Source organism: 'Nostoc azollae' 0708 (genome assembly GCF_000196515.1).
Taxonomy (GTDB): domain Bacteria; phylum Cyanobacteriota; class Cyanobacteriia; order Cyanobacteriales; family Nostocaceae; genus Trichormus_B; species Trichormus_B azollae.
The window spans coordinates 1,295,094-1,307,315 of record NC_014248.1; the positions used below are offsets into that span (position 1 = coordinate 1,295,094).

7 protein-coding genes and 4 pseudogenes are annotated in these 12,222 nt (G+C 38.6%); 5 read left to right on the forward strand and 6 right to left on the reverse strand.

Translation table 11 applies throughout. From position 1 onward, the window contains the following. Nucleotides 1-150 precede the first annotated feature (150 nt). Complete coding sequence (locus tag AAZO_RS05855) at nucleotides 151-1,572, forward strand: NADP-dependent isocitrate dehydrogenase (protein ID WP_013190544.1); 1,422 nt, start codon at nucleotides 151-153, stop codon at nucleotides 1,570-1,572. 113 nt (nucleotides 1,573-1,685) lie between these two features. On the opposite strand, the pseudogene AAZO_RS43390 reads toward AAZO_RS05855, so the two are convergent. The 3 genes and pseudogenes from AAZO_RS43390 to AAZO_RS05870 form a co-directional block, all read right to left on the reverse strand. After that, nucleotides 1,686-1,786: pseudogene (locus AAZO_RS43390) on the reverse strand (DUF4277 domain-containing protein); the annotation flags it as partial. 63 nt (nucleotides 1,787-1,849) lie between these two features. Beyond that, nucleotides 1,850-2,927: pseudogene (locus AAZO_RS28990) on the reverse strand (IS630 family transposase); the annotation flags it as partial. Between the two features lie 911 nt (nucleotides 2,928-3,838). Next, nucleotides 3,839-4,615, reverse strand: a complete 777-nt coding sequence (locus AAZO_RS05870; protein WP_013190546.1) for an ABC transporter permease — start codon at nucleotides 4,613-4,615, stop codon at nucleotides 3,839-3,841. A gap of 467 nt (nucleotides 4,616-5,082) precedes the next feature. Between AAZO_RS05870 and AAZO_RS05875 the strand changes: the two genes are divergently transcribed. Further along, nucleotides 5,083-6,231 (forward strand): DegT/DnrJ/EryC1/StrS family aminotransferase, encoded by a 1,149-nt coding sequence (locus AAZO_RS05875; protein ID WP_013190547.1) that lies wholly within the window; start codon nucleotides 5,083-5,085, stop codon nucleotides 6,229-6,231. Between the two features lie 101 nt (nucleotides 6,232-6,332). On the opposite strand, the gene AAZO_RS05880 is transcribed toward AAZO_RS05875, so the two are convergent. Beyond that, nucleotides 6,333-7,079: a DUF561 domain-containing protein gene (locus AAZO_RS05880; protein ID WP_013190548.1), complete on the reverse strand. Its 747-nt coding sequence runs from the start codon at nucleotides 7,077-7,079 to the stop codon at nucleotides 6,333-6,335. A 148-nt stretch (nucleotides 7,080-7,227) separates the two neighbouring features. Between AAZO_RS05880 and AAZO_RS05885 the strand changes: the two are divergent. Next, nucleotides 7,228-8,349: pseudogene (locus tag AAZO_RS05885) on the forward strand (DUF4336 domain-containing protein); the annotation flags it as partial. On the opposite strand, the pseudogene AAZO_RS29000 reads toward AAZO_RS05885, so the two are convergent. Then, nucleotides 8,345-9,650 (reverse strand): annotated as a pseudogene (locus tag AAZO_RS29000) (IS701 family transposase). The pseudogenes AAZO_RS05885 and AAZO_RS29000 sit on opposite strands and share 5 nt — an antisense overlap. 254 nt (nucleotides 9,651-9,904) lie before the next feature. Continuing rightward, nucleotides 9,905-10,840, reverse strand: a complete 936-nt coding sequence (locus AAZO_RS05895) for a J domain-containing protein (protein ID WP_013190549.1) — start codon at nucleotides 10,838-10,840, stop codon at nucleotides 9,905-9,907. Nucleotides 10,841-11,153: 313 nt separating this feature from the next. Here AAZO_RS05895 and AAZO_RS05900 point away from each other — a divergent pair, with 313 nt between their 5' ends. Continuing rightward, nucleotides 11,154-11,528, forward strand: a complete 375-nt coding sequence (locus AAZO_RS05900) for an NINE protein (protein WP_041639549.1) — start codon at nucleotides 11,154-11,156, stop codon at nucleotides 11,526-11,528. A 13-nt stretch (nucleotides 11,529-11,541) separates the two neighbouring features. Then, nucleotides 11,542-12,072, forward strand: a complete 531-nt coding sequence (locus AAZO_RS05905; RefSeq protein WP_013190551.1) for a ComEA family DNA-binding protein — start codon at nucleotides 11,542-11,544, stop codon at nucleotides 12,070-12,072. Nucleotides 12,073-12,222 lie beyond the last annotated feature (150 nt).

The window sequence follows — 12,222 nt, forward strand, 5'->3', positions numbered from 1 at the left end:
GTAAAGCAGGGGATGATCTGCGCCTCAGACATCAGGAGTTCAGAAGAAGGCAAAAGGCCAGAGGCAAGAGTAAAAAACTTTCTTGAACTTCTGACTGCTAACTCCTGACTGCTGACTCCTTGATCTTCTTCTATTTGGAATGTATTAATTATGTACGAAAAGATTACCCCTCCGACGACTGGCGCAAAAATTATCTTCAAAAATGGTGAACCTGTTGTTCCTGATAATCCTATTATCCCCTTTATTCGCGGTGATGGAACAGGTATAGATATTTGGCCTGCAACTGAAAAGGTGCTTGATGCTGCAGTTGCTAAGGCATACAAAGGTACAAGAAAAATTAGCTGGTTTAAGGTTTATGCTGGCGATGAAGCCTGTGATTTATACGGTATATACCAGTATTTACCCCAAGATACTATCACGGTTATTAAAGAGTATGGTATTGCTATTAAAGGACCTTTAACTACTCCAGTGGGTGGTGGGATTCGTTCTTTAAACGTAGCATTACGTCAGATTTTTGACCTGTACGCCTGTGTGCGTCCTTGTCGTTATTACGCTGGTACGCCATCTCCACACAAAAATCCTGAAAAATTGGATGTAATTGTGTATCGGGAAAATACGGAAGATATTTATTTGGGGATTGAGTGGAAACAGGGAAGTGAAATAGGTGATCGCTTAATTAAAATTCTCAATGAGGAACTGATTCCCGCAACTCCAGAACACGGGAAAAAGCAAATTCCCCTCGATGCGGGTATTGGTATTAAACCTATCAGTAAAAGCGGTTCTCAACGCTTACTTAGGCGTGCTATTAAACACGCTTTGACTTTGCCCAGAAATAAGCAACAAGTAACTTTGGTGCATAAGGGCAACATCATGAAATACACCGAAGGCGCCTTTAGAGATTGGGGTTATGAACTAGCAACCACCGAATTTCGTAACGAAACGGTTACAGAACGGGAATCTTGGATTTTGGGTAATAAGGAGAAAAACGCCAATATCTCCTTAGAAGAAAACGCCAGAATGATTGATCCTGGTTTTGATTCCTTAACTCCAGAAAAAAAAGCGCAAATTGTCAAGGAAGTGGAAACAGTTCTTAATGATATTTGGGCAACTCACGGGAATGGGAAATGGAAAGAGAAAATCATGGTCAATGATCGCATTGCCGATAGTATCTTTCAACAAATCCAAACTAGACCAGATGAGTATTCTATTCTGGCGACAATGAACCTCAACGGTGACTATTTATCTGATGCTGCTGCGGCGATCGTCGGTGGTTTAGGCATGGGTCCAGGGGCAAATATTGGCGACTCCTGCGCGGTTTTTGAAGCCACTCATGGTACAGCACCCAAACACGCTGGTTTAGATAAAATTAACCCCGGTTCTGTGATACTTTCCGGTGTGATGATGCTGGAATTTATGGGTTGGCGAGAAGCCGCAGACTTGGTAAAAAAGGGTTTAGGGGATGCGATCGCCAATGCTCAAGTCACCTACGACCTAGCGCGGATGATAGAACCACCTGTAGAACCTTTAAAATGTTCTGAATTTGCTGACGTCATCATCAAATATTTCAGTTAATTTCAGTTAACTGTAGGGGTGGGGTTTCCCCGCCCTAATTCGTAATTCGTAATTAATTCCTAATTATTTATTCTTACAGTGTCCAATTTCCTATGTTACTTTTTTTAACCCACAAATTTAGGAAACATATATATATAGGCTGTAACATCATACTTAAGCCATTTAAAATCATAGCTTTTACTACCTAACCCGCACTGACTTTTTCTCCTACTTCGGACCCTAGTAGTCTGCCAAGGGAATTTTGCTGGGTTAAATACTCAGATATAAACGCTACATTTTTTTTACGTGCATCCTTGGTTTTAAAACCCCAATAAACACTGGGTTTTTGTTGATTACGCCGTGACTCCCAAGTAGCAATTTCAGAAGATAATAGTTCTACATTAGGAATACGTCGTTCTAAGCATTGGCGAGATAACACTGATAATTCAATTTCTACTTGATTCAACCAAGAAGCGTGTTTAGGAGTATAGTGAAACTCTAATTTCCGAATAATGCGGCGTGCTTCTTGTGGAGAGAAAACTTCATATAAAACACTTGGAGTATGAATGTTTAGGTTATCAACAAGTAAAGGTATCACATCAGCTTGGGGGTAATAAACATCTACTAGATCTCTTAATTGTTTAGCAAAATCAGCTTTTGTCCGACTTTGTGTAACTTCAATATGCCTCCACCCGGCTATTGGTTCAAAAAAGCCAAATAAATTTACAACACCATTGCGTTTATACTCACAATCATAACCTTCAGGCTGATATGGTTCTGGTGGCAAAGGAAGTCTTACTTCTTCTACTAATTGATATGGGCGTTCATCTACACAGAGTGTAGGTTTTTCCGGATCATATAGCTCATTGTACAAATCCAAAACATCTTCCATTCTGAACACATACTCTGGGTTAACTTCGGGAATACACCACTGTTCTTTTAACCACGGTTTAATTTCATTTTTTTTAGAGTTTGGTGTATTGTTTCGTCTGAAATTCAATCTATAATACCAACCTTCACTAAATGCTCCGCTAATAATTGCATTGTCCAACACACTCTTCCTTCTGGCGGATTAGAACAAGCAGTCGCAATCAAAAATGCTTCTTGTTTTTCATCTAATTTTTTGGGTTTTGGTGGATTTTCCCCATCCTTTAAAGCAAACTCTAATCCACCAATCACAAACTTTTCTCTTGTCCTTTCCACCGTGGCAACATGAACTCGAACTGCGGCAGCGCCGTGTCCGTTTCTCCCTCAGATGCCATTCAAAGAATGTTTGCACGGGTTATACTTCTTGCTTTGTGCTTTCCTTTTTTGAGGATTGCTTGCAGTTGTAAAATTTCCTCTTTGCTTAAATCTACAACATACTTTTTTGCCATGGTCAACCCCTTTTTTGACTAGTTTATCAATTAGAGGGGCTTACCCAGCAATATTGCCTTCGTGGACTACTAGTAAATTATTAGACCTCTTGCAGAATTAGTTTTATGTTATAATGGGGGATGTCTTGGTTTGAGTAAAAAAAGTTAGAGTTACAGAGTTATGTTTGAATTAACGCTCGCAAAGAACACCAAAAATACATAGAATCTAAAACTCTCTATCCATACCACAGAAACAATTTTGTAATAGGTCTATTAATTATTTCTATAATCCCACTTGAATCTACTATTCCTACTACTATCCCTAAATGGTCCATCTTTTGCAATTTAAGGTCTTTGGTACTAAACATGGCAATAAAAACTCCACAAAAGTATCTGTTTCAATTCTCTCATTTTTCTGTGGATTCAAAATATCCTTTCGGTTTTCTTATAGTAATTGAGGATAAAGCTTTCAATGATTTTGAACCAGGTTTTCCATAAACAACCTAAGAACTGAAGTTTCGTACTTAGTCGTATATAGTACTGATGTACTTAAGTTCATAGTAGTAATTACTATTGAGGTTGAATAAATTTGAGTCAAATCTCCCAGCGATTAGTTCTCATGTACTAAATAGATCCGTTTTGTTGGGGTGTGACAGTTGTGGGTGCGCAATGTGGGCTATATAGCTTTAACTCAAGATTTAGCAGCATTGCTAGGATGACAAGTTGATGTTGCGGAAGCGGAGAATTTACATGAGTTAATTAGAGATAAAATATTAAGTGAAGCTGTTTCATTATGAAATGGAAAATTATCGAGCAAAATTTATCTGAATTAAAATCACAAATTGCAGAAATTTTACAAAATTTAGGTGATAGTTAGCTAAATGTGAAGATGAGATAACCTCAAAATAGTAAGTTATCAACCGAACATTTTCTTATCTCACCAACTGCATAGCATCATTAAAAAACTGACGACATAAACCTTTAGTAATTAAAATAGTTGTCAACAAATTAACCACAGCTACCATAAAAATAATTAGAATTTCATAGGATACAGCTTCCAAAGCACATACTCCAGCTAATAACTGACCACTGGTGAAAGTCGGTATTGTCACCATGCCAATTAGCATCATTTGATTCAAAGTAGGAACAAATGCGGCTTTAACTGCGTCTTTGCAGTATTGGCTCACTGCTTGCTGAGGAGTTGCACCTAAACAGAGGTGAGTTTCTATTTCTGTGGGATATTGGTTAATATTGCTAACCAGTCTTTCTCCTGCCACTGCGGCGGCGTTCATGGCGTTACCAATTAATATACCCGCTAAAGGAATTAAATAACGTGGTTCATACCATCTGTCTAGTTGAATAATCAAGAAGTTGGTATACAGCAACGTTAAAGACGTACTCATAAAAATTGCCATCCAGACTAAAGGTAGTACCAGCGGAATTTTTTGGCTGATACGATTTCGTGCGACAATCGCCGTAATTGTGAGAATGATTGTTAGAGTTCCCAAAACAGACCAAATATTATCAACAGCAAAGATGAAGTCTAAAACGTATCCTAATACGATGAGTTGGAGGATAGTTCTACCCGTCGCTAAAGCTAAGTTTAATTCTAGTCCTAATTTTTCCCAGGCTGATAAACCAATAGCGATCGCCATTAAAGCCACAGCTAAAATCAAATCCACAAAATCCAGTTTAATCAAATCCGGCATGATCTTAGCTCCTTCCTGGGATTTTCTATTGACGATAAGTAGAACGACGTGAAAAAAAGTATGTAAAAAAATCTAACTTAGCCTGAAAACCTCTTCCCTATTCCCTATTGCCTTTCGGGTTTTCCAGTCTAACCCTGGGGGAAGGTGAAGCGCCTACATGGGGGAAACCACACCACTGGCTTTATGCCGGGAAACCCTTCCACCGCAGTGGCTCCCCAAAACTCCCCTGCTTCACCTCTTGCCTTGTCATAACGACGATTTTTAACCCCCACTTACTTATAACATTTGTTAGTTTGATGAGAACATGAACTTATCATATAACTCAGATATTGCAAGACTTTGAACTCTCTTCCCTGTCATATGTCACTTGCTATAGCCTAAATGGGAATAATTGAGAATTGAAAATTTGATTAGCAATCATCACCAATAAAAGGGTATCTTTTGTATCTCACCATAAAATAAGAATTATGATCCAAAGCGTGAATTCGATTCCAGCCTTTGATATAAAGCAGCAATATGCCACCATTCAAGCAGAAGTGAGTAATGCAGTTTTAGAAGTTCTTAGTTCTGGCCGTTATATTGGTGGGCCAGCAGTGGAAGGCTTTGAACAAAAGTTTGCTGCTTATAATGCTGTCAGTGAATGTGTAGCTTGTAATTCTGGTACTGATGCCCTATATTTGGCGTTGCGTGCTTTAGGAATTGGTGCAGGTGATGAAGTTATTACCACACCATTCACCTTTTTTGCTACCACTGAAGTCATTAGTGCTGTAGGTGCAACACCTGTTTTTGTTGATATTGATGCCACTACCTTTAATTTGGATGTAACCCAAATAGCAGCAGCAATTACACCCAAAACCAAGGCTATTATCCCAGTTCACTTATTTGGTTTACCTGTGGATATGACAGCTTTAATGACCATCGCCCAATCTCATAATTTAGCAGTAATTGAAGATTGCGCTCAAGCTACAGGTGCAAGCTGGAATGATCAAAAAGTTGGCAGCATTGGGCACATTGGTTGTTTTAGCTTTTACCCAACCAAAAATCTTGCTGGTTGCGGTGATGGCGGTGCAATTACAACTAATGATAGTGAGATCGCTGCTAAAGTGCGGATATTGCGAGAACATGGTAGCAAAGTAAGATACATTCACGAAGAAATAGGAGTCAACAGTCGTTTAGATGCCATTCAAGCCGTAATTCTCCAAATTAAACTCCGCTATTTAGAGATTTGGAATCAACAACGCCAAAAAATCGCCGCTTATTATTATCAATCCCTCAGTCAAGTCTCTGGTATCATCACACCCCAAGAACTACTAGGAGGAGTAGGAGTCTGGAATCAATATACCATCCGCGTTTCCAGCAAAGAAAGAAATGGTGCAAGTTCCAAATATCGGGACTGGGTACGGACTCAACTGCAAGAAAAAGATGTAAGTTCCATGCTTTACTATCCTCGTCCTTTACATCTGCAACCAGTTTATGAAAATCTGGGTTATCAACCAGGACAATTACCAGTATCTGAGCAAGCTTGTCACGAAGTCATATCTTTACCCATGTTCCCAGAATTGACACAGGAACAGCAAGATAAAGTAATTGATGCCTTGAAAGATTGTTTCAGCTAGGGACTGGGGAGATAAATCAAGTCAAAAGTCAAAAGACAAAAGTCAACAACTTCTACCTCTTGCCTTTTGTCTCTTGCCTATTCCCCATTGCCTATAGGAATTTATGCAAATGTGCGAGTACTTGCGGTTGCCAAAGCTTCAACTAAACCACGAACAGCAGCTATCATGGCAATTTCGCTATTGAGTTGGTTAATAGCAGAACCGACACCAACACCAGCAGCACCAGCAGCTATAGCTAGAGGAGCAGTCACATTAGAAATACCAGAAGCACACAAAACAGGCACAGAAACCGCACGAGAAATTTGATATGCTGCCGCTAGAGTAGGAGCAGCTTTTTCAATCAAACCCAAAGTACCACCGTGAGCAGGTTTACTGCTAGTACCACCTTCAGTTTGGATAATATTTGCACCAGCTTTCACCAAGTCTTCAGCCAGTTGTACCTGTTGGTCTAATTCTAGAATGTGAGGAACAGTCACAGATAGGGTAATTTCAGGTAACAAAGCACGAGTTTGATACGTTATGGCTAAAACTTCCTCGGCTTTAAATTTGCGACCTTGAGCATAAAAAGAATCGAAATTACCGATTTCAATCAAATCAGCACCAGCAGCCACAGCTTGCACAAATTTCTCCGGTTCAACTGCGGAAACACAAACTGGCAGATTTGTTAAACTTTTAGCTAATTTAACCAAAGCTGCATCAGCAGCAATATCAATGAAAGTTGGACCACCCAATTCAGCCGCTTTCACAGTAGCAGCAACACTTTCAGCATTGAAATTATTCAAACCACTGATTACTTTCAGGACACTGCGGTTAGCAAATGCACGTTGTAAGTTAGAATTCATTGTCATAATTCTTGTTTTGAGTCAGTCTATTGAGGTAGGAATATTTTTACACTATTATTATATAGACGCTGGAAACCAGAGGCTACAGCAAGAGACTTTAAGAACTCAAGACCATAGTGCTAAAGATGAAAAATAAGCTCTTAATCAAAAGACAATGAAAGCTTCGGAAAGTATAAATAAGCGAGATTGGTCATGGCCTTTTTGGCCTGCACTACGCACTCTATCCCTATGGTAAACTACTAACAGTATTTGGAGAAATATTCAAAGATAGCATTTGGACATTTGACCAATTACAAGGCATACTGTATACAGTTGTACTCATTCGGATGACCATTATCAAGCTACACGCAGGTTGTCTTTTGGTTGATGCACCTGTCATACCTACACCTGAATCTATCTGTTTAGTTCAGGAGTTGGAAGCAAAACATGGTAGTGTTAAATATATTATTATTTTGCCTACCAGTTCTGGTTTAGAGCATAAGATATTTGTTGGACCTTTTGGCAGAAAATTTCCCCAAGCTGTAGTTTATGTTACTCCTCATCAGTGGAGTTTTCCATTTAATCTACCACTGAGTTGGCTTAGCTTTCGCCAAAAACGAACTGTAGAACTACCAGAAAATATAGGAAATATTAATCAAAATCCTTTTAGTGATGAATTTGCATATGAAATTTTAGATATTAATTGAGGACGTGGTGCTTTTGTGAAATAATGCCACTTCCACAAAAGTACCACCTACTCTGTTACTTACAGATACTATAGTTTCTGTCCCAGAAAAACCACCAGGAATTTTACAATTAGAACCATATCCCCTATTATTTCACGCTAGAGAAAATGGACAGTAGGTTATAGAAGACAATCATAAAAATCGTCGTCAAGGACTGCAGAGAATATCTTGATTTGCGATTGATGTCTGTCCTAGTGCTTTAGAAGTTACGGGAATCAAAGAAATGTGGCAAAATCCTAAAAAATCACCAGACGGTTCCGCTAAAGCCTATTTTGGTTTATTTCCTCTATTAAACTGGGCTGATTCGCTGGCAAAATAAATGGCAACGCTCTTTTGATACCTTATGTGGAAATGGTCGCCCCTTTGTAGCACCGATTTTACACAATCTCATTCTTCCCCAGGCACCAAAACTAGTATTAAACTGGGCTGATAAAATTGCCAGTTGGGATTTTGATCAAATTATTTCTTGTCATTTTGATGCACAAATTAAAGCTAGTCCACTGAAATTTCGACAAGCGTTTAGTTTTTTGGAAAAAGAACCATTGCTTAGCGGGAAGTAAACAAAAATAAAGCCCAAATGTAGCCCAAACTGGCTTGATAAGAAGGAAACACGTCCGGATTCCAGTTGAACCAATCAATAAATAGAAAAGATATGGCTGTTCTCAACTCTTCTAAAGCTGCAGTAAAAGTATTCAAAGGTTTCTTAGCCCACCTTGGTCTTAATCCTCCAGTCCACTGATGGCAAAGAATAAAAGTGTAGGCACAGAAAACTAAAATAAAATGGCGCAGTCAACTGCTGTTATCTCCAACTTGATATTCGTTGAGTCCTAACCATCCCTTGGCTTCCCTGTAAACAACTTCTACCCAATTTCTTTGAGAATATCTATCAACTATCTATTGGGGTGTGACAACTGATGAAGAAACATTGGGCATAAAGTAGTCAATATCAGTGGCTTGAGAGAAAGTAGAACCGTTGATGAGGATAGCAATATTCCCCTTTCCAGTTAAGGGTGATATTTCTACTTCTTTAGTTACTACCCATAATATTTTGGTTTTATCTAACCCCAGTTGAATTTCTGTAAAAGCCTCTTGGGGTAAACTTTGTGCTAATTCATCTAACCTAATTATTTGTGGACTATCCTCTTGGTCACTGCTAAGGACTGTGGGATTTTTAGCTAATCCTCCTAAATACTTTAAATTCCAATTTTCTATCTTTAATAAGAAAGATGTATTGTGGCCATATCCAGGATCTATAATTACTATTCCTAGTTGATAATCACGGCTTAAGGTCAGATCTATTAATTTAATTCCTAACTCAGGTTTATTCTCAAATAGAGGCTCTTGTTTCCCTTTGAGTAAAGAATCACCGTGGTGATCTAACTCTATATGTAATGGTAAGCTTTTACTGCCATCATAATATATGTATGTGTTGTTACTACTACTATTCCAGTATCCCTTTTCCCAATTTCTCCAATATATTTTCTTCTTACTCCATCCCTAAGATTCCCCCTTTTTCTATGGACAGAATCATCAACTATTAAGCTAAATCCTCTGGTGATTCTCCTCTGACTACACTTGTTCATAATCTCTAACCGACGGTCATTGACTTGGGAACTGGACTAAGGTGCTTCAGTTGAAAAAGGTGCTTCAGTTAAAAAGTGGTGTAATCGGTGGTAAGTCACCCCTATGGCATTCTCTGCCATTTCAAATAGGTTTTTTCTCTCACTTTTACCCAATCATCCCCCTAAATCATGTCTAAACTCTCTTTTTTGCGCTTGATGAGTAAATAAATCATCAAATGACACCATCTTTCAAACCATGGTGCCATTGCTGGGACAGTGGTTTCTGTCATCAGCTTCTTTTAACGTGAAAGCTACACCGAAATCCCATTATACTCATTTTTACTCTTAACTTTTGTTTAAGTCCCGTTAGGGAGCATAAGCCTTTGTTGGGTGAAGATTTGCAATTGATTCAGGAACTAGAGGCAGCTTTGGTGAAGCGTGGTATTGCTACATCGGTTAAGGATAAGGTGAATATACAAAAGAGATTCTAAAAACTTTCTGGGTAAGCATTCAGCTATCAGTCTGTTCACTGTCTCGTGTTGAGTTAAGAATCATGACCAAAGAGAAAGCGGCTTAATAAGCTGGCTATGTTTAAAGCTTTTGAGATCGATTTAGGATTAGATTTTTCAGCCGTTTCTATTTTCAGTAGAGTTACGTATTTCAAGGCTAGTGGGTGCTTTGCATTTAGTTTTAAGGCTTGACGTATATAAACTTTTGCCATTCCTGGGAAATTCTGTTGAAAATGAACTACTCCTAGTAAGGCGTAATGGTCGCTGTTGTTTGGCTCTAATTTGATGGCATCACGCAGTTCTTTGACGGCCAGCGCCCATTCTGCTTGTTGTGTATACTGAACAGCTCGCTCGTAGTGTCGTTGAGCGTAGTTGATGAAAGTGGGTTTAGAATTACTGTCATCAGATAATACCAGTGTAAGTTTTGGGATTTCTGGACGAGGGACAATTGACTTGGATTCAGTTGTTAGTGTTTCTGTTTCAAAGCTGTTGTTTTTTAGTAGGGATAGATAAACTAAATTTAGTTTAGTTATATATTTAGTTATTTGATGTGATTTTCGTAGGGATTTATATTGGACTGCTACGCAAGCAGCGATCGCTTGTTCATAAAAGAAATCAGCTTCTTGTGCTGAAATTGGTCTAATTTGCATATTTATAGCTTTCTTTAACTCGGACAAGTTCTCCTGATCTAAGGATGTTGCTTTTAATCGTAATGTCGATACTATGCTAAGACGTTTCTTCTCTTGTTTTAATAGCTGGTAAGCAGGATTGATTAAACGAGTTAATATAAGTCTAGATATTTCTTTATCGCTATTCTGAATATTTATATAAATATCAGGATGCAGTTGCTTTGCCAAAGCATGATAACGCTTATAAATCTGGCGATCATCAGCGTTCACAGAAACTCCCAAAACAGCATAGGGGTCAATAAGTAATTCAAGTATTTCTGGTGCGAGGGCGTTTTGGGACATTGTTGTAATATTTGCAAATAAGAGCTTTAAGGTATGATCAAAGCTAAATGCAGACTTTTCTGTGGAATTAGGTAAATTGATCTAGATTGTTTATTTATTTTAGGTGTTTATTTATTTTATATGTATTGATACAGTTAGAATTTAATTTACCTAGATTGTCAAGAGTAGCAGTTACCTGTCGGCTAAATCCATACAATAGATTCAGATATGTGTTTTTCCTCCTGAACTTTACTAAGCGGAATTAATACAATTGATTTACGATTAGGGGGTGTCTCGTTGTAGGGTTTTTGGTATTTGGAGATTGATGGAGATGATGTTAACTAAACGGAAAAGTCGAAGCATTGCGGCTATTCTAGCTTTTTCTGGTATAGTCACAATTTCAGGTTTACACAAATTTTATTTGGGGCAGCCATTATGGGGAATTTTGTATGTCTTGTTATCTTGGACACCAATTCCCAAGGTTGCTAGTGCTATAGAAGGGGTTTGGTATCTAACCCAAGATAAAGAAGCTTTTGACCGGAATTTTAATTTAGGTCAGTCAGTGGTGAAGGTTTCTCCACAGGTAAGTAATCAAGTAGAATCAGTAGGTCATGCTTTGCGTGAGTTGGATGCACTCCGCCAAGATGGATTAATTTCTGAGTATGAATTTGAGCAAAAACGCCGCCAGATGCTTGATCAGATTTCTTGATGTAAGTAACACAATGAACAACTGGCTACCTATCAATCTCAAATTGCAAAAACTCCGTGCTAAATTGCTCAATGATCCTTACTATCGTCTACAATCTGGGGAAGAAATTCAGATGGCGGCACAATTAGGGATGCGTATTGATGCTAATCAAGCGAGTGTAGATGATTGGCTATGCTTACCGGGTTTGTCTATTCACCAAGGACGATCACTTGTGGAACTTTCACGTTCTGGTGTAAAATTTTACTGTATTGAAGATATTGCTGCAGCGTTGAGTGTACCAGTTCATCGAATAGAAATACTCAAACCACTCCTAAATTTTAATTACTATGATGATGAATCTTTAGCTAATACTACGCAAGTGAATCCAAATACAGCAACGGTAGAAACTTTGATGAATATTCCTTTGATGGATTTATATCTGGCTGAAGCAGTGGTACGGAATCGCCTCACTGCTGGGTCTTACCGTAATCTGGTTGATTTTCAGCAACGGTTAAAACTGTCTGGTGAAGCGATTGCACAGTTAATGTATTATCTACGGTTTTAGGCAGTTATCAGTTATCAGTGGTGTTTGAAGGGAAACTGTCAGAAATGGCTTACGGTCCCGTACGGGATACAGGATGTCCAGGACTAAAGGATGAAAACTGGGATTTGAATCACCTATTACCAATCACCCATTACCCATTACCAGGCTCAA